This window comes from Rhodococcus sp. IEGM 1307, from assembly GCF_030056915.1.
Lineage (GTDB): Bacteria > Actinomycetota > Actinomycetes > Mycobacteriales > Mycobacteriaceae > Rhodococcus_F > Rhodococcus_F opacus_D.
In genome coordinates this window covers 115,138-133,471 of sequence record NZ_JASHKW010000027.1, presented here as the reverse complement: position 1 = coordinate 133,471, position 18,334 = coordinate 115,138, and the positions used below count along the sequence as shown (strand labels likewise).

Sequence of the window (18,334 nt, the reverse complement as noted above, 5' to 3'; positions counted from 1 at the left end):
GCCTTCCGGCCGGGGTCGGTGTCCGTGTCGCTCTGACCTGGAATAAGTTACGCGACGGGAAACTGCTTGCCAAATCGCCAGGTCACGGTGTTCGTCGATTCGGACTCTGCTGGTCAGAGCCGGTGCGCCGGAACCGATCCGGCATCCTGCGGCTCACATCGGCCGCTGTGACGCCGGACTCACCGCTGAGAAGCGGGATCCGCGTCCACTCTTTCGATGCGGCCGCCGAGTTCCTGGAGGATCTCGACGAAACGGGGGTAACCCCGGTCGATGTGAAAGACGTCGTGGACTTCAGTCACCCCGTCGGCGACGAGTCCCGCCAGCACCAGGCCGGCGCCGGCCCGGATGTCCGAGGACCACACCGGCGCACTCGACAGTTGCGCGATTCCCCGGATCACAGCGTGGTGACCGTCCGTCCGAGCATCGGCACCCAACCGGATCATCTCCTCGACGAAACGGAACCGCGCCTCGAAGACGTTCTCCGTGATCATCGACGTTCCCTCCGCCACAGCGGCGAGACCGATGGCCATCGGCTGGAGGTCGGTGGGGAAACCCGGATAGGGCAGGGTCGCGAAGTTGACGGCCGTGGGCCGCGCTTCCTGGACCACCCGGAATCCGTCGGACTCGGCGGTGACTTCGGCTCCCGCCACCCGCAGCTTGTCGAGCACCAGGCTCAGGTGTTTCGGGTTGACCCCGCGGACACGCACGTCGCCACGGGTCATCGACGCGGCGATCCCCCACGTCGCTGCGACGATCCGATCGCCGATGACCCGGTGCGTGGTCGGCTCGAGTTTGGGGACGCCCTGGATCGTCAGCGTGGACGTGCCTGCACCCCGGATCTGCGCGCCCATCTGAATCAGCATGTTGCACAGGTCGACGATCTCGGGTTCGCGGGCCGCGTTGTCGATCACCGTCTCACCCTTGGCGAGTACGGCGGCCATCAGAATGTTCTCGGTCGCCCCCACCGACGGGAATGCGAGCCGGATGTTCGCACCGTGCAGGTCGTCGGCCTGCGCCACCACGCAGCCGTGCTCGATCGTGCTGTGCGCGCCCAGCAATCGCAGCCCCGACTGGTGCATGTCGAGGGGCCGCGATCCGATGGCATCGCCACCCGGTAGCGCGACCACGGCGCGACGGCACCGCGCGACCAGCGGTCCGAGCACACACACCGACGCGCGAAACTGCCGTACCGCGGCGAAATCGGCGTGGTGTTTGGGCTCCGCGGGTGTGGTGATCCGGACGATGGAATCGTCGAGGTCCACCTCGCAGCCCAGGCCACGCAGGACGTCCGCCATCAAGGGAACATCGAGGATGTCCGGGCAGTTGGTCACAGTTGTGGTGCCCTCGGCCAACAGCGCTGCCGCCATCAACTTGAGAACGCTGTTCTTGGCGCCCCCGACAGACACTTCACCTACGAGGCGGTTACCGCCGGTGACAAGGAAGCGTTCACTCACAGAACACAGCCTAGAGCCAGGGATGCCGACCCCGGAGGCCGGTACCGTAACGCTATGGCCGTACACCTCACCAAGATCTACACCCGGACCGGCGACGACGGGACCACCGGACTCAGCGATTTCTCCCGTGTGTCGAAGAACGATCCGCGGCTGATCGCCTACGCCGACTGCGACGAGGCGAACGCCTCGATCGGGGTTGCGGTGGCACTGGGCGACCCGCCCGAGGAGATCCGGTCGATCCTGCGGCAGATTCAGAACGACCTGTTCGACGCCGGCGCCGACCTCTCCACCCCAGTGGAGGCCGAACCGAAGTACCCGCCGCTGCGCATCTCGGACGAGTACATCGACCGTCTCGAGGGCTGGTGCGACGAACTGAACGAACGCCTGGCGCCGCTGAACTCCTTCATTCTCCCCGGCGGCACGGCACTCGGAGCGCTGCTGCACGTGGCGCGGACCGTCACCCGGCGGGCCGAGCGGTCCGCGTGGGCGGCCGTCGACGCGAACCCGGAGACCACCAACGCTCTACCGGCGAAATACCTCAACCGGCTGTCGGATCTGCTGTTCATCGTCAGCAGGCTCGCGAACCCCGAGGGCGACGTCCTCTGGAAGCCCGGAGCCGGGAAGTCCTGATCAGAGTCGGCGACCGCGGACCGATCGGCCGGACGGTCGTGATTCGACCCAGGACAGGAACGCGGTCAACGCTCCCCCGTCCAATGCGATCTCGTACGAGCTACCGCGGTCCTTGACCGACAGAATGATGATTTCCTCGGACATGATGTCGAACTCGGAGCCCTCCGGGCTGCGACGACCTGCGACCTCGATGCCCTGGCGATCGATGCGCGAATCAGGACCGGGACGCAAACTCGACAGTTTGAAAAAGACGAGGGAACCCTCGCCGTAGCGGATGACGCCGTGGCGCCACCCCGTGTCCCCCGGGGCAGGCGTCACCCGGAGGATCGCCGCGGTACCACCGCGGCGCAGTACTGCAAGCCGATACAAAAAGACCGCGACGAAGGCCGCGAGCAGCACAACCAGAATGATCAACACAGTCATTCCGATTGTCACTGTTCGTCGGCTCCGTCGCGGTCTTTCTCGTGCAGCCTAAGCGCGCTCTACAGCGCGGATCCGACCCTTGGCGACAGCGATCGCCTCGAGATCGTCTCCACTCTCTGCGAGCACGGCCTTGGCCGCTTCCACATCGATGTCCTCGGCCAAGTCGGCTGACTCGGCGAGGATCGTGACTGTCTTCGCGGTCACGGACAGGAACCCGCCGTGCACAGCAGCGACGATACGCTCACCGTCGGCCGTCGTGATCGCAACCACTCCGGCCTCGACCAGCTGTCCGAGAACCGGCTCATGCCCAGGCATGACACCGATCTCGCCCTCGGTCGTCTGTGCGCTGACGAGAGTCGCCGAACCAGACCACAACCGTCGCTCCACGGCGACGAGTTCCACGGTCATCTCAGCCATCGTCGACTACTTCCCGGCGATCTTCTTGGCTGCAGCCTCGACGTCGTCGAGTCCACCACAGCTGTTGAATGCCTGCTCGGGCAGGTGATCGAACTCGCCCTTGCAGATGCGGTCGAACGCCTCGATGGTGTCGCGGAGCGGCACCACGGAGCCGGGCTCACCGGTGAACTTCTCGGCGACGATGAAGTTCTGGCCGAGGAACTTCTGCAGACGGCGGGCACGGCCGACGAGCACCTTGTCCTCTTCCTGCAGCTCGTCCATACCGAGGATGGCGATGATGTCCTGCAGTTCCTTGTACTTCTGCAGGATGCGCTTGACCTCGTTGGCGACCCGGAAGTGCTCGGCACCGACGATGCCGGGCTCCAGGATGCGGGAGGTGGAGGTCAGCGGGTCCACAGCGGGGTAGATACCCATCTGCGAGATCGGACGCGACAGCTCGGTGGTGGCATCGAGGTGCGCGAACGTCGTGGCCGGCGCCGGGTCGGTGTAGTCGTCGGCGGGCACGTAGATCGCCTGCAGCGAGGTGATGGAGCGACCACGCGTCGAGGTGATGCGCTCCTGCAGCTCACCCATCTCGTCAGCCAGGGTCGGCTGGTAACCCACGGCCGAAGGCATACGACCGAGCAGGGTCGACACCTCGGAACCGGCCTGGGTGAAACGGAAGATGTTGTCGATGAACAGCAGCACGTCCTGGCCCTGGACGTCGCGGAAGTACTCCGCCATGGTCAGCGCGGACAGGGCGACGCGCATACGCGTTCCCGGCGGCTCGTCCATCTGGCCGAAGACGAGGGCGGTGTCCTGGAGGACGCCCATCTCTTCCATCTCGAGGTGAAGGTCGGTGCCCTCACGGGTGCGCTCACCGACGCCTGCGAACACCGAGGTTCCGGAGAACTCGCGGGCGATACGGGTGATCATTTCCTGGATCAGAACGGTCTTGCCGACACCGGCACCACCGAACAGACCGATCTTTCCACCCTTGACGTACGGGGTGAGGAGGTCGATGACCTTGATGCCGGTCTCGAGGATCTCCGTCTTGCCCTCGAGCTGGTCGAAGGCCGGTGGCTTGCGGTGGATGCCCCACTGCTCGCCGTCGCGACCCGTGCCGGGAGCGTCGAGGCAGTCGCCCAGTGCGTTGAACACGTGGCCCTTGACGACGTCACCGACGGGAACCGAGATCGGCTTGCCCGTGTCGGACACCGAGGTGCCGCGGATCAGGCCGTCGGTGGGCTGCATCGAGACGGTGCGCACCAGGTTGTCGCCGAGGTGCTGTGCGACCTCGAGGGTCAGCGTCTTGGCGACCGAGGGGAGCGTGATCTCGGCATGCAGGGCGTTGAACAGTTCAGGAATGGCGCCACGCGGGAATTCAACGTCCACGACGGGACCGATGACCCGCACGACGCGGCCGGCGACGGACGAACCCGAGCCTGCCCCGTTGTTTTCGGTTACTGCTGCGGTCATTGCTTAGTCACTTCCTGCGCTCGAGGCAAGCGCATTCGCGCCGCCGACGATCTCGCTGATTTCCTGGGTGATCTGGGCCTGGCGAGCCTGGTTTGCCTGACGGCTCAACGTGTTCACCAGTTCGTTTGCGTTGTCCGTCGCGGCCTTCATGGCGGTACGACGGGCAGCCGACTCCGACGCCGCAGCATCCAGCAGCGAGGAGTAGATGCGGGTGCTGATGTACTTCGGCAGCAGGGCGCCGAGCAACTTGTCGGGTTCCGGCTCGAAGTTGTATCCGGCGACCGGCTCCGAGTCGCTGGACCCGTGACCGTTCGACAGCATGTCTTCGCCGAGTTCGACGCGCTCCTCGGAGACCATCACCTCGAGGGGAGCCATCCGGCGAACCTCGGGAGACTGGGTCAGCATCGACACGAAGCGGGTGTAGACGATGTGCAGCTCGTCGACGCCTTCGATGGTGCCCTCGCCGTTCGGCGCGGGAACCTCCGAGCCGGATCCGGCCATGAACAGGTCGACCAGGTGCCGGCTCGCCTTGGCGGCGTCGGAGTAGCCCGGATCCTGGGAGAACCCGGTCCACGCACCTCCCAAGTCGCGGCCACGGAACGTGTAGTACCCCAGACCCTTGGATCCGAGCACGTAGATGACCGGATCCTTACCCTCGCTGCGCAGCAGCTGGAACAGCTCCTCGGCCTCCTTGAGGACGTTGGAGTTGTAACCGCCGCACATACCGCGGTCGCTGGTGACGACCAGAACCGCGGCCCGCTTGGGATCGGTGCGCTCGTTCAGCAACGGGTGGTCCAGCGAAGCCGACGCGCTCGCCAGCTCCGACAGAACCTTCGTGATCTCTTCGGCGTACGGCTTCGCCGCGGCGACGCGCGACTGTGCCTTCGTGATGCGCGAGGTCGCGATCAGTTCCTGGGCCTTGGTGATCTTCTTGGTCGAGTTGACCGACTTGATGCGAGACCTCAGTTCGAGAATGCTTGCCATCGATCGATCACTCTCCCTTCATGTTTCGCAGCATCATGGGCAGGCCGCTCACTTGCTGACGGTGGTGCGCTTGACGTTGATCTGCTCGTGGCCGACCTCGCCGGCGTCCAGAGCTTCGGCCTCGGCCTCGTTCACGACCCGGCTTCCGTCGGACGCGATGAAGGTTTCCTTGAACTTGTCGGTGGCCTCGACCAGCGCCTTGGCGTTGTCGGCGTCGAGGGCCTTGCCGCCCTTGATGCTCTCGTACACGCCGGAGGCGGTGCGGTGCAGCTCGTCGAGCAGTTCGGCCTCGAAGCGGCGGACGTCGCCGACCGGCACGCTGTCGAAGACACCTTCGCCGGCGAGGTAGATCGACACGATCTGGTCCTCGACGGGGATCGGGCTGTACTGATCCTGCTTGAGCAGCTCCACCAGGCGGGCACCACGCTCGAGCTGTGCCTTCGAGGCGGCGTCCAGGTCGGAGGCGAAGGCGGAGAACGCCTCGAGCTCACGGAACTGAGCCAGCTCCAGGCGCAGCGAACCGGAGACCTTCTTCATGCCCTTGGTCTGCGCGGCGCCACCGACACGGGACACCGAGATGCCGACGTTGATGGCGGGGCGGACACCCTTGTTGAACAGGTCCGACTCGAGGAACACCTGACCGTCGGTGATGGAGATGACGTTGGTCGGGATGTAGGCCGAGACGTCGTTGGCCTTGGTCTCGATGATCGGCAGCGCGGTCAGCGAGCCTCCACCCAGGGCGTCGGACAGCTTGGCCGAACGCTCCAGCAGGCGGGAGTGCAGGTAGAAGACGTCACCGGGGTATGCCTCACGTCCCGGCGGGCGACGCAGCAGCAGCGAGATGGCGCGGTACGCCTCGGCCTGCTTGGTCAGGTCGTCGAACACGACCAGGACGTGCTTACCCTGGTACATCCAGTGCTGGCCGATGGCGGAGCCGGTGTAGGGCGCGAGCCACTTGAAACCGGCGGAGTCGGAGGCCGGGGCGGCGACGATGGTGGTGTACTCCATCGCGCCCTGCTCCTCGAGGGCAGCCTTGACGCCCGCGATGGTGGAGCCCTTCTGGCCGATCGCGACGTAGATGCAGCGAACCTGCTGCTTCTCGTCGCCGGTCTCCCAGTTGGCCTTCTGGTTCAGGATCGCGTCGATGCAGACGGCGGTCTTGCCCGTCTTACGGTCGCCGATGACGAGCTGACGCTGTCCGCGGCCGATCGGGGTCATCGCGTCGATGGCCTTGATGCCGGTCTGCAGCGGCTCCTCGACAGGCTGACGCTCGAGGACCGAGGCAGCCTGCAGTTCGAGGGCGCGGGTCTCGTTGCTCTCGATCTCGCCCAGGCCGTCGATCGGCTGGCCGAGCGGGTTGATGACGCGGCCGAGGAAGGCGTCGCCGACGGGTACCGACAGCACGTCGCCGGTCCGCTTGACTTCCTGGCCTTCCTGGATGTTCTCGTAATCGCCCAGGATGACGGCACCGATCTCGGTGGCATCCAGGTTGAGCGCGACACCCAGAATTCCGCCGGGGAACTCCAGCAGTTCGTTGGCCATCGCCGAAGGCAGGCCACTGACGTGCGCGATGCCGTCGCTGGTGTCGGTCACAAGGCCGACCTCTTCGCGGGAGGCCTCCGGGGAGTAGCTCGCGGTGTAGTTCTCGATCGCACTACGGATCTCGTCGGAGGAGATCGTCAGCTCCGCCATGTTTTTCCTGCTCTCGGTGTCTGGTCTTCGAAAAGATCTGGGGTATGGGGTTCGGTTGCGGACTACTTGAGGGACTTCCGCAACGCTGCGAGACGTCCCGCGCCGCTGCCGTCGATCACCTCGTCGCCCACCCGGACGACCAAGCCGCTGAGGAGCTCAGGATCGACCTCCACGTGAACCGTCACCGGCTTCCCGTAGGTACGGGTGAGGGTGGCGGTCAGCCGATCCGACTGCTCACTGGACAGCGGAGCAGAGCTGCGCACCTTGGCGACAACTGCTTCCCGCTGTGCTGCTGCCAGATTCGACAGTTCGTCGAAGGCGTCCGCGGGTGCGGAGTTCTTCAACCGGCCCACTGCCTGGGTCGCCAGCGCCTCGGCGACAGCGGTGACCTTGCCGTACAGCAGCTTGGAGAGCAGTTCACGCTTCCTCTTCGCCGGCACGGAACGGTCGGACAGTGACTGCTCGAGCTTCGGGTCACCGGCAACGATGCGCCCGAGGCGGAAGAGCTCGTCCTCGACAGCGTCGAGCTGTCCCTGATCGGCCGCTGCCTTCAGCAGCGCTTCCCGACCGACGAGCACCAGCGAGTTGAGCAGGTCGGAGGTGACGGACCAGTCCTGGCCCACCGCCGCCTTCAGGACGGCGAGGGTCTCGGCCGAGACCTTGCCACCGAATACCTGCTCGGCCAGACCTTCGCGAACGTTCCCGGGCGTCGAGGTGTCCGACAGAGCACTCCGGAGAGTGCGCTGCTCGTCCAGGATCTCGACGACCGAGAACAGCTCGGCCCCGATCTGGGCCGCGGCCGCTGTGGCTGCTCCGGCAGAGACGGATCCCAAGGCCGAAGACAACGCAGCACGGGTCTGCGTCAAGGCCTCACGGCTCGCTGCGTACATGGTGCTCACTTCCCTGCTGCGGAATTTGCGCCGATGGTGTCGAGCTCGTTCAGGAAGCGATCGACCGTGCCGGCCCGCTTGACGTCGTCGGCGAGGGACTCACCGATGACCTTCTCAGCGAGGTCGACCGCGGTGCGGCCGAGATCGGCGCGCAGTTCGGCGACGATCTGCTGACGCTGGGCAACCAACTGGTTGTTGCCGGCGGCCACGATGCGGTCGCTTTCTTCCTGAGCCTGTGCCTTCATTTCGGCGATGATCTGCTGCCCCTGGGTGCGCGCGTCCTCACGGATCTGCGCAGCCTCGGTGCGAGCTTCGGCGAGCTGGGCGCGGTACTGCTCGAGCGCCGCCTTCGCTTCGGCCTGGGCCTCTTCGGCCCGCTTGATGCCGCCGTCGATCTGCTCGGTTCGCTCGGCAAGGACCTTCTGGAACATCGGAAGGACGTACTTCCAGAAGACGAAACCAACGATGACCAGGCAGACGATCGACCAAACGATGTCATACGTCGCGGGGAGGAGAGGGTTGTGACTCTCTTCCTCTGCCGCGAGCAATGCGATGTTGGCTGCCATGACGGTCTTAGAAAATGAAGCCGGCGACGAGGCCGATCAGCGCGAGGGCTTCGGTGAAGGCGATACCGAGGAACATCGTGGTACGAACCTGTCCGGCCATCTCGGGCTGGCGAACCATTCCCTCGATCGCCTTGCCGACGACGATGCCCACGCCGATGCCGGGGCCGATCGCGGCGAGACCGTAGCCGATGGCTCCGAAGCCCGTCGAGTTGGTTTCCTGGACAGCTTCCTGAGCGAGGTAGGCGAGGCTCATGGTGTTCCGTTCCCTTTCTGTTGACCTCCGCCGGATTCGGCGGGAGGCTCAGTTCTTGGTGTAGCTGGTCGTGAAAACTTGTGGTGCTAGTGCGAATCCGCGTGCAGCGCCAGATCGATGTACACCGACGTGAGCAGCGCGAAGACGTAGGCCTGCAGGAAGATCACCAGCAGTTCGAAGAAGGTGAATGCAATGCCGGCGGCAAGCGAGGCCACACCGAACACGGCCTGGAAGCCACCGGAGACGAAGAAGAAGTACTGGGTGGCGCTGAAGAACAGCACCAGCAGGATGTGGCCGGCCAGCATGTTGGCCATGAGACGAACCATGAGGGTGAACGGCCGGAGGACGAACGTCGAGATGAACTCGATCGGCACGAGCAGGAAGTGCAGCGGAAGCGGAACACCGGGGACCACGATGCTGCTCTTCACGTACTTGAAGAAGCCGTACTTCTTGATGCCGACGTAGTTGAAGACGATGTACGCCAGGGCGGCGAGCACCAGCGGCATGCCGATTCGCGCGTTCGGCGAGATATTGATGAAGGGGATGATGCTGCCGAGGTTGCTGGCGAGCACCAGGAAGAAGATGGTGGTGATGACCGGCAGGAAGCGCTTGCCCTGCTCCTTGCCGAGAATCTCTTCCGCGATGTTGATCCGGACGAAGTCGAGCGCGATCTCACCGATGTTCTGGACACCGCGCGGAATGATCTTCGGGCTGCGCATCGCGATGACGAAGAAGAGCATCATCAGTCCGGACAGCAGGATGCGAACCAGCATCAGGCGGTCGAGTTCGAACGGAGTCCCTTCGAACAGGACCGCGGGCGGGAAGAAGTCGTTCAGGGAAGGCGCGTGGAATTCTTCTCCAGCAGCCACGTTGATGACGCTCAGCGTTCTCTCCCGTAGTCGGTCCGCAGCCTTCGTTGACTGCGGTTCGATCGGACATTGACGATCAAACAAGTCGACAAGCTCGACTCGCGTATTCGTCAGCTGCTGCGGACTGTTCGAGTCCAGCGTCTGTCGGTGTCGGCGACTCTCGTCGACTCGGCGGCCCTGAAAGTGCGGGCTACCTACAAGCATGCAATACCGGCGAGTAACTTACTCGCACTCTCATTGCTCTCGCTTGACCCAGACCTTAGCAAGTCATCTACGACGTTGTGTAGACGGGGTCCGGGTCGATTCAATTTTACTACATCTCGTAGTACTACTTATCGTCCGATTCCGGCGATCCGGCGTCGTCCGACGGCGTGGGCTCGACGTACGGCGCCTTGGTTCCCAGAACTCCGAACGTCTCCGCTCCCAGCACGATCACGAGCGACAGCACCATGACCAGCACCAATGCTGTCTTGTCGTAGAAGTCGAGCGGTTTGAGGATCGCCAGGACCGTGATCGCGAGGATCATCTTCAACAACCACGTACCGAGCAGTACCGCTCCCGCCGTCAAGGCCGGAAGTTTCGCGGTGAACAGCACACCCAGTGCGGTGCACAGGATGAACCCTCCCCCGACTGCCGCACCGAGAAGAGCGCCGTACAGACCGGGCTTGCCCGCGACGAGAAATGCGATGATCGAGCCGACCACTGCCAGCACGATCAGACCGAGAACTCCGTAGCGGACGGCAGCCCGCAACGACGCGGTGTGATCAGGGGCGGAGGCGGGGGTGAACGTCACGGTCGCCAAGGGTAGTGGATCTTCGCCGGTCCGCCGCAACCCTCCGGTCAGCCGCGACGGTCGTGCTGCTGTCCGCGAATCGACGGGACGGCCGTCACGACCAGCGCGAAGACGAGGCCTCCCGCAACCAGGAGGACGACGACGCGACGGTCGAACAAGGCTGATCCGACCGCGCCGAACGCCAGGACACCGACCCACAAGTAGATGAGCAGCACGACGCGGCGGTGCGAGTGCCCGATCTGCAGCAGCCGGTGGTGCAGGTGCATCTTGTCGGGACTGAACGGGCTCACGCCCGCACGGGTCCGCCGGACGACGGCGAGCAGCAGGTCCAGGATCGGGATGAACATGACGGCACCGACGAGGAGCAGCGGAGAGAGAAGACCGAGCAGGTCGCGGGTGCCGTACGCGGTCAGCGGGATGCGCCCGGACGCGCTGGTGGAGATGGCCGCGAGCATCAGACCGATCAGCATGGAGCCGGAGTCGCCCATGAAGATCTTGGCGGGCTGGAAGTTGTGCGGAAGGAATCCGAGACACGCACCTGCCAGCGCCGCGGCGATCAGCGCGGGCGGATACGCGCTGACGTCGCCGCCCTGATCGTGCAGAAGCCCCACCGAGAACACGCAGATCGCGAGCGAGGAGATCAGACCGAGGCCCGCCGCGAGACCGTCGAGGCCGTCGACGAAGTTCATGGCGTTCACCATCACGACCGCGACACCCACGGTGACGAGACCGGCCTGGAGCTGGTCGAGGATGACGGTGCTGCCGTCCCCGAACGGCATGTAGATGATGAACCAGCTCACACCCATCACGACGAGGATGCCCGCCGCGGTGACCTGCCCGACGAACTTGGTGAGCGCGTCCAGGCCCCATCGGTCGTCGACCACCCCCACCAGCACGATCACGAACCCCGAGACCAGGGCCGCGGGAATGTCGGAGGTGAACTCGAATCCCCTGGTGAGCGCGGGTAGCTGCTGCGCGAACAACAACGCGACGAGCATGCCGAGATACATGCCGACCCCGCCGAGACGGGGCGTCGGGGTGACGTGGACGTCCCGGTCCCGCGGCACGGCGACAGCCCCGAACCGGAGCGCGAACAGCCGCACCGCCCCGGTGGCCAGGTAGGTGACCACCGCAGCGGTGAAGAGGACGAGCAGGAGTTCACGCAGCGGGACACCCGCGCCCCCACCTGCTTGGGCCAGCGCCACGCCAGCCGATTCGGCAGCACTCACTGGGCGGACAGACTCTCCGCCGTCACTCCGAGCACGTCGGCGACATCGCCGGTGGGCACGGCGCCTTCACGCAGGATCCGGGGGGTCGCACCGGTGAGGTCGACGATCGTCGAGGCCTGCCCCTGCTCCGCCCGGCCACCGTCGAGGTACACGCTCGCCGAGCCGCCGAGCTGCTCGCGCGCTTCCTCGACCGTCGTCGCGGGCGGCTGCCCGGAGACGTTCGCGCTCGACACCGCCAGCGGTCCGACTTCACGCAACAGTTCGAGGGCGACGGGGTGCAGCGGCATGCGCAGCATGACCGTGCCCCGGGTGTCGCCGAGGTCCCATGCCAGCGAAGGCGCTTGCTCCACAACGAGACTCAGCCCGCCCGGCCAGAACGCCCGGATGAGGTCGCGCGTCTGCGGACGCACGCTGTACACCAGTCCGTCGATCGTGTTCCACGAGCCGACGAGCACGGGAACCGGCATGTCGCGCCCGCGACCCTTGGCCCGCAGGAGGGCGGCGACGGCCTCGCTGTCGAATGCGTCCGCGCCGATTCCGTACAGCGTGTCCGTGGGAAGCACGACGAGCCGCCCGGCCTTCAGCGCATTCTTGGCCGCACTCATTCCGGCGGAGCGTGAATCGGGAAGGCCACAGTCGTAAACGGTACTCACCCGCCCATTCTTTCACCCTCGGTGACGGCCCCTGCACGCTGCGCCTCGATATCCGTGGCGACGCGCCGGGCGACCACGAAGCGCGGCTTGCCTGCGAGGTCCGGGTGCTCCGCGACTTCGCCGAACACCCGGCGGGACGCGAACAGGGCCGCCACGTCGGCCCCGTTACTGTCGTCGTGTTCGATGCCGACCGCTCCCCCGATCCGCAACCAGCGGGCGACGTTCGAGATCATCGGCTTGATGACGGACAGGCCGTCCGGTCCGGCGAACAGCGCGCTGTGCGGATCGTGGTCGGCCACCTCGGGTTCGAGCTCGACGCCCTCCGGAATGTACGGCGGGTTCGCCACGATCAGGTCGACGCCGCCTTCGAGCCCGGCCAGCAACGTCCGGTCGGTCACGTCGCCCTGGTACAGGCGAATCGGTGCGTCACCTGCCTGTTCGCGGGCGTCGGCGTTACGCCGGGCCCACGCGAGCGCGTGCGGTTCGAGTTCGACGGCGTGCACGACTGCGTCGGGCCGGGCGTTGGCGATCGCGAGCGCCAGCGCACCCGAGCCGGTGCACAGGTCGAGGACCACCGGCGGATGCTGGTCGCAGCTTCCGAGGAAGGCGAGCGCCCACCCGAGCAGCAGTTCCGTCTCGGGACGCGGCACGAAGACCCCGGGACCGACCTCGATGTCGATGTCCCCCATCGCGGCCGTACCGAGGATGTACTGCAACGGAATCCGCTTGGCGCGCTGGTCGACCATCTTCTTGTACGCGTCGATCACCGACTCGTCGACCAGCGGGACGAGGCCGAGCCGGGTCCGCTCCACCCCCAGCAGGTGGGCCGCGAGCAGTTCGGCATCCGCACGGGAGCTACGCACCCCGGCCTCGTCGAGTTGCGCGGTTGCGTCGATCAGGGCCAGGCGAAGAGGAAGGCGACTCACAGGTACAGAGTGCCACGCGGCTCGCCGTCCGGTGGCGGGGTCCCGCTTCGCGGTTACTCCGCGGCGAGCCTCGCCTCGCGGTCGGACTTGCCCAGGGCGTCCAGTAGGGCGTCCAGTTCGCCGTCCAGGACCGCATCCAGGTTGTGGGACTTGAAACCGATCCGGTGATCGGTGATGCGGTTCTCCGGGAAGTTGTACGTGCGGATGCGCTCCGAACGGTCGACGGTGCGCACCTGACTCTGCCTGCCTGCCGACGCCTCCGCATCCGCGGCTTCCTCGGCGGCGGCCTGCAGCCGCGCGGCGAGCACCTGCATGGCGCGGGCCTTGTTCTGCAGCTGTGAGCGCTCGTTCTGGCAGGTCACGACGATTCCGGTGGGCAGGTGCGTGATACGGACCGCGGAGTCGGTGGTGTTGACACCCTGACCGCCCTTGCCCGAGGAGCGGTAGACGTCGATGCGCAGATCGGTTTCGTCGATCTGCACCTCCTCGACCTCTTCCGGTTCCGGGTAGATGAGGACACCGGCGGCGGACGTGTGGACGCGTCCCTGCGATTCCGTGACGGGCACCCGCTGCACGCGGTGGACACCGCCCTCGAACTTCAGTCGTGCCCAGACCCCGTCACGCACATCACCCTTCGACTTGATCGACAGCGTCGCGTCCTTGTATCCACCCAGATCGGACACGGTCGCGTCGAGGATCTCGACACGCCAACCGTGACGCTCGGCGTACCGGACGTACATCCGGGCCAGATCGGAGGCGAACAGCGCGGATTCCTCGCCGCCCTCCCCCGACTTCACCTCGAGCACCACGTCGTCACCGTCGTGCGGGTCGCGGGGGGCCAGAAGATCGGTGAGAGCCTTGTCGAGTTCCAGGACCTGCGCCTCGAGTTCGGGCACCTCGGCGGCGAAGCTGGAGTCGTCGGCAGCGAGTTCGCGCGCGGCATCCAGATCGTCCTGCGCCGACTTGAGCTTGGCATATGTCGCCATGATCGGCGCGAGCTCGGCGAATCGCTTGCCCGCCTTGCGGGCGGCAGAAGCGTCGTTGTGCAGGGCCGGATCCGCCAACTGCTGCTCCAGGCCGGCATGTTCGGCCAGGATGTCGTCGATGGCCGAAGGCTGGGTGGTCCCTGCCATGATTCGCTCCGCTCTGCGTTCTTTCGGGAATAGGCACAAAAAAGCCGACGCCCGGCCTGCAATTATCGCAGGACGGGCGTCGGCGGAACAGCTAGGACTCTGCAGATTCCTTGGCTGCGCCCTTGCCGGCGCGCTTGCCGTAGCGAGCCTCGAAGCGGGCGACACGTCCACCGGTGTCGAGGATCTTCTGCTTGCCGGTGTAGAACGGGTGGCACTGCGAGCAGACCTCGACGTTGATACGCCCGGTCTCCTTGGTGCTGTGGGTCTCGAAGGTGTTTCCGCAACCGCAGACCACGGTGGTGGCCACGTAGTTGGGGTGAATGCCTGACTTCATGGTGTCCCTTTCAATGGTCGCCGGGTCGCCTTCGCCGTTCGAAGACGTGAACCGGAACCGGACTCAGCCGCTCAGTATGCCAGATCGCAGGTTCGCGATCCCAATCGGCATTTGTGCTTGCGGTGTGGTCAACGCGGGTGGTCCGCGTTTTGTTCCACGGTGATTCTGGAGGGGAAAAACAGCGGGGCCCGGCGACCGAAAGTCGCCGGGCCCCGCTTCGGTCGCGATCAGTCGTCGATCGCGCCCGGAGCAGTCTTCGACACCTGCATGAGGAATTCGATGTTGCTCTTGCTCTTCTTGAGGCGGTCGATCAGCAGATCGATGGCCTGGTGCGAGTCGAGACCCGAGAGCACGCGCCGGAGCTTGTGCAGCACCGCCGCCTCGTCCGGGCTGAGCAGCAGCTCGTCCTTACGCGTACCCGAGGGGTTCACGTCCACGGCCGGGAACACACGACGTTCCGCGATCTTGCGGTCGAGCTTCAGCTCGGCGTTACCGGTGCCCTTGAACTCCTCGAAGATCACGGTGTCGCCGGTGGAACCGGTCTCGACCATGGCCGTCGCGATGATCGTGAGCGAACCGCCGTTCTCGATGTTGCGCGCAGCACCGAGGAAACGCTTCGGCGGGTACAGCGCGGTCGAGTCGACACCACCGGAGAGGATGCGTCCCGAGGCCGGCGACGAGTTGTTGTACGCACGGCCGAGGCGGGTGATCGAGTCGAGGAGGACGACGACGTCCTTACCCGCCTCCACCAGGCGCTTCGCACGCTCGATGGCCAGCTCGGCGACCGAGGTGTGGTCTCCCGGCGGACGGTCGAAGGTCGAGGAGATGACCTCGCCCTTCACCGAACGCTGCATGTCGGTGACCTCTTCGGGACGCTCGTCGACCAGCACGACCATGAGGTAGCACTCGGGGTTGTTGGTCGCGATCGCGTTCGCGATGGCCTGCAGAACGCTGGTCTTACCGGCCTTCGGCGGGCTCACGATCAGCGCACGCTGTCCCTTGCCGATCGGCATCACCAGGTCGATGACACGGGTCGTCAAGATGTTCGGCGTCGTCTCCAGACGCAGCCGCTGATTCGGGTACAGCGGGGTGAGCTTGCCGAACTCGGGGCGCTTCTTGGCCGCTTCCACGTCGCCACCGTTGACGGTGTCGATGCGGACCAGCGGGTTGAACTTCTGGCGCTGGTTGCCCTGTTCGCCCTCGCGTCCGACCCGGACTGCGCCGGTGATGGCGTCGCCGCGACGGAGACCGTTCTTGCGGATCAGGTTCATCGACACGTAGACGTCGTTCGGTCCGGCCAGGTAGCCGGAGGTCCGCACGAACGCGTAGTTGTCGAGGACGTCCAGGATGCCGGCGACCGGCTGCAGGACGTCGTCCTCGCGGATCTCGGTCTCGCGGGCGTCGCCGCCGCCGCCTTCGCCGCGGTCGCGTCCACGACGACGTTCGCGGAAGCGACGTCCGCGGCGTCCGCGACCGCCTTCCTCGTCGTCGCCCGGGCGGTTGTCGTTGGTGCGCGGGCCGTTGCTGCCCTGGCCGCGGTCGCCGCGGTCACCGCGGTTGTCGCGATCGCCCCGGTCACCGCGGTCGCCGCGTTCGCCGCGGTCACCACGGGTGTCGCCACGATCACCGCGGTCGCCGGCCCGCTCACGTCGGCTGCGGTCGCCGCCCTGTTCGCCGGAGCCGTCCTGCTTGGCCGGCTTCTCGGCGGAATCCTGACGGTCGTCGGCCTGCTTGCGCTCAGCCTGCTGCGTGTCGGTGGCAGTAGCCGAGGCGGTGTCCTGAGCGTTGCCGCCCTGGTCACCCTGCTCGGGTGCGCCTGCCCGACGCGCGGATCCGCGGCGCTGACGCCCGCGACGGCCGCCCTCGGCGGTGTCGGTGTCGGCGGCTGCGCTGTCGCCCGTCGCGGGTTCGGCCGTCTTGGGCTCGGCGGCCTTCTCGGTGGTCTCCACCTGGGGAGTCACTTCGAGTTCGGTCTGAGCGGACTGTTCGCGCTTTGCGCGGGTCGCCCGGGTCCGGGGAGCGGCTTCGGTCGCGGCAGCGGCCGGGGCGGAAGAACCGCCCTGACGCTCCTTGATCGCGGCGATCAGGTCGCCCTTGCGCATCCCCGAGATGCCCTTGATGCCCAGCTCACCTGCGAGAGTGCGGAGCTCGGTGAGCACCATTCCGGACAGCCCGGCACCCCGGCGCGCCTCGGCGCGCTTGGTGGAGGCCGTCACTGCACCGGTGCCGGGTGCGGTCGATGACGCCTGTGAAGAGTCGCCTGCCTGCGCGCCAACGGTATCCACCGAGGAGGCGCGCACAGGAGCGGCGATGAGGTCCGTATCGGTCACGGAGGTCCTTTCCTTCCCTCACTCGCGCTGCGCAGAGTCGAGGGTTCGTCCCGTAATTCGGTTTCGAATACCGAATTCGGATGTGCCGTACGTAGTTGCATGTGAAGAACTGCCGGCTTGCCCGCCATCACATCACCTTTGAAACAGGCGCGTACTCGCAATCCCTACACGACAGATAGTGCGGAGGATCGTGCCAGGAGCCGTCAACCCCGATTGACCTGGAGTAATTGCCCTGGTGAAGCACCGGCGTCTGATGCGCACGATGTACGGACATTGCCCAGGATAGCTGTGAACGACCGTAGGGGCAAGGAGACGCCCCTACGGCGTGTCAGCTGGTCCGGACGCCGTCCGCCACGTCCAGTTCGAGAACCTGCAACCCCTCGGCCTCGGCCTGCGCCCGAAGATCCACGGGGAAAGGCTCCGTGGTCAATGCGAGGACGGTCGGTCCGGCTCCCGAGACGGTGGCGGCGATACCCGCCTTCCGGAGGACGGCGATCCATCGCGTCGTGAGCGGAAGGGCCGGAGCGCGCTGCGTCTGATGCAGTCGGTCCTCGGTCGCCGCCATCAGAAGGTCGGGACGCTCTGTGAGCGCCACCACAGCGAGGGCGCCGCGGCTGACGTTGAATGCCGCGTCCCGGTGGGGAACCGTCTCGGGCAACAGACCCCGCGTGTGGGCGGTCGACGAGCGCTCCCCCGGCACCAGCGCGACGACGCGGATCGCGGGATGGACCTTCAGCGCGACGGCCGAGTAGATGTCGGTGGCCGCGGGCGCGCCGTCGGTCTGCTCGCCCGCGCAGCTCCACGACACCACGGCGCCGCCGAGCACGCTGGCCGATGCGTTGTCGGGATGCCCTTCGAATTCGGACGACAGCTGGACGAGCTGATCGAGCGACAGCCCGAGTTCGGGGTCGAGCTTGATCGCCAGGCCGTTGGCGGCCGCCAGTCCCCCGACGACGGCGGAGGCCGATGAACCCAGCCCCCGAGAATGGGGTATCGCGTTGCGGCACACCACATCCAGGCCGTCGGCCCACACGCCCGCCGCTTCCAGGCCACGTTCGATGGCCCGGACCACGAGATGGGACGGACCCCACGGCACGTCGTCGGCACCCTCGCCCTCGACCCGGATCTTCAGCCCCGAACCCGTGGTGGTCACGGTGATCTCGTCGTACAGCCCGAGCGCGATGCCCAGCGTGTCGAAGCCCGGGCCGAGGTTGGCGCTCGACGCAGGCACGCGGGCGGTCACGGTGAGGCCCGTGGGGAGGGTCTGTGTCATGGCAGCGGTGTGGTCCTGCGGCGTGGT

At 66.2% G+C, this 18,334-nt stretch carries 19 protein-coding genes; 1 reads left to right on the top strand and 18 read right to left on the bottom strand.

The genetic code is table 11. The features are described from left to right. Nucleotides 1–179: 179 nt before the first annotated feature. The gene (gene murA / locus QM841_RS37585; RefSeq protein WP_280783606.1) at nt 180–1,454 is read right to left on the bottom strand and encodes a UDP-N-acetylglucosamine 1-carboxyvinyltransferase; all 1,275 of its coding nucleotides are present in this window, start codon (nt 1,452–1,454) and stop codon (nt 180–182) included. Between the two features lie 54 nt (nt 1,455–1,508). Between murA and QM841_RS37580 the strand changes: the two genes are divergently transcribed. Beyond that, complete coding sequence (locus QM841_RS37580; RefSeq protein WP_164065057.1) at nt 1,509–2,084, top strand: cob(I)yrinic acid a,c-diamide adenosyltransferase; 576 nt, start codon at nt 1,509–1,511, stop codon at nt 2,082–2,084. Here QM841_RS37580 and QM841_RS37575 read toward each other — a convergent pair whose 3' ends face one another. From QM841_RS37575 to thrB, 17 genes are all read right to left on the bottom strand, one after another. Further along, nucleotides 2,085–2,507 (bottom strand): DUF2550 domain-containing protein, encoded by a 423-nt coding sequence (locus QM841_RS37575; RefSeq protein WP_005571048.1) that lies wholly within the window; start codon nt 2,505–2,507, stop codon nt 2,085–2,087. It lies immediately after the preceding gene. A gap of 48 nt (nt 2,508–2,555) precedes the next feature. Further along, the gene (locus tag QM841_RS37570) at nt 2,556–2,924 is read right to left on the bottom strand and encodes a F0F1 ATP synthase subunit epsilon (RefSeq protein ID WP_005252961.1); all 369 of its coding nucleotides are present in this window, start codon (nt 2,922–2,924) and stop codon (nt 2,556–2,558) included. Between the two features lie 6 nt (nt 2,925–2,930). Continuing rightward, nucleotides 2,931–4,382, bottom strand: a complete 1,452-nt coding sequence (gene atpD, locus QM841_RS37565; protein ID WP_005252960.1) for a F0F1 ATP synthase subunit beta — start codon at nt 4,380–4,382, stop codon at nt 2,931–2,933. A gap of 3 nt (nt 4,383–4,385) precedes the next feature. Continuing rightward, nucleotides 4,386–5,366 (bottom strand): F0F1 ATP synthase subunit gamma, encoded by a 981-nt coding sequence (locus QM841_RS37560; RefSeq protein ID WP_009474166.1) that lies wholly within the window; start codon nt 5,364–5,366, stop codon nt 4,386–4,388. A 48-nt stretch (nt 5,367–5,414) separates the two neighbouring features. Continuing rightward, nucleotides 5,415–7,058 (bottom strand): F0F1 ATP synthase subunit alpha, encoded by a 1,644-nt coding sequence (gene atpA / locus QM841_RS37555; protein WP_005252958.1) that lies wholly within the window; start codon nt 7,056–7,058, stop codon nt 5,415–5,417. A 62-nt stretch (nt 7,059–7,120) separates the two neighbouring features. Further along, nucleotides 7,121–7,948 (bottom strand): F0F1 ATP synthase subunit delta, encoded by an 828-nt coding sequence (locus QM841_RS37550; RefSeq protein ID WP_198602282.1) that lies wholly within the window; start codon nt 7,946–7,948, stop codon nt 7,121–7,123. A gap of 5 nt (nt 7,949–7,953) precedes the next feature. Further along, complete coding sequence (locus tag QM841_RS37545; protein ID WP_105422742.1) at nt 7,954–8,514, bottom strand: F0F1 ATP synthase subunit B; 561 nt, start codon at nt 8,512–8,514, stop codon at nt 7,954–7,956. A gap of 7 nt (nt 8,515–8,521) precedes the next feature. Further along, nucleotides 8,522–8,767, bottom strand: coding sequence for an ATP synthase F0 subunit C (locus QM841_RS37540; protein WP_005252955.1), 246 nt, complete (start codon nt 8,765–8,767; stop codon nt 8,522–8,524). Nucleotides 8,768–8,853: 86 nt separating this feature from the next. Then, entirely contained in the window at nt 8,854–9,636 is a 783-nt protein-coding gene (gene atpB / locus QM841_RS37535; RefSeq protein WP_005264492.1) for a F0F1 ATP synthase subunit A, read from the bottom strand. 328 nt (nt 9,637–9,964) lie between these two features. Then, the gene (locus tag QM841_RS37530; protein WP_007300049.1) at nt 9,965–10,438 is read right to left on the bottom strand and encodes a Cg1360 family ATP-synthase-associated protein; all 474 of its coding nucleotides are present in this window, start codon (nt 10,436–10,438) and stop codon (nt 9,965–9,967) included. 38 nt (nt 10,439–10,476) lie between these two features. Continuing rightward, nucleotides 10,477–11,658 carry a glycosyltransferase family 4 protein gene (locus tag QM841_RS37525; protein ID WP_005252952.1) on the bottom strand — a complete coding sequence of 394 codons (1,182 nt, stop codon included), beginning with the start codon at nt 11,656–11,658 and terminating at the stop codon, nt 10,477–10,479. Further along, nucleotides 11,655–12,311: an L-threonylcarbamoyladenylate synthase gene (locus tag QM841_RS37520; RefSeq protein WP_011594474.1), complete on the bottom strand. Its 657-nt coding sequence runs from the start codon at nt 12,309–12,311 to the stop codon at nt 11,655–11,657. Before QM841_RS37520 ends, QM841_RS37525 begins: the two co-directional genes overlap by 4 nt. Beyond that, complete coding sequence (gene prmC, locus QM841_RS37515; protein WP_009474172.1) at nt 12,308–13,237, bottom strand: peptide chain release factor N(5)-glutamine methyltransferase; 930 nt, start codon at nt 13,235–13,237, stop codon at nt 12,308–12,310. The genes QM841_RS37520 and prmC overlap by 4 nt, the downstream gene beginning before the upstream one ends. A 53-nt stretch (nt 13,238–13,290) precedes the next feature. Further along, nucleotides 13,291–14,370, bottom strand: coding sequence for a peptide chain release factor 1 (gene prfA / locus QM841_RS37510; protein WP_009474173.1), 1,080 nt, complete (start codon nt 14,368–14,370; stop codon nt 13,291–13,293). Nucleotides 14,371–14,461: 91 nt separating this feature from the next. Beyond that, nucleotides 14,462–14,704, bottom strand: a complete 243-nt coding sequence (gene rpmE / locus QM841_RS37505; RefSeq protein WP_005252948.1) for a 50S ribosomal protein L31 — start codon at nt 14,702–14,704, stop codon at nt 14,462–14,464. Between the two features lie 227 nt (nt 14,705–14,931). Next, the gene (gene rho, locus QM841_RS37500) at nt 14,932–17,034 is read right to left on the bottom strand and encodes a transcription termination factor Rho (RefSeq protein ID WP_283335910.1); all 2,103 of its coding nucleotides are present in this window, start codon (nt 17,032–17,034) and stop codon (nt 14,932–14,934) included. A gap of 328 nt (nt 17,035–17,362) precedes the next feature. Then, nucleotides 17,363–18,307: a homoserine kinase gene (thrB, locus tag QM841_RS37495; protein WP_280783609.1), complete on the bottom strand. Its 945-nt coding sequence runs from the start codon at nt 18,305–18,307 to the stop codon at nt 17,363–17,365. Between the last annotated feature and the right edge of the window lie 27 nt (nt 18,308–18,334).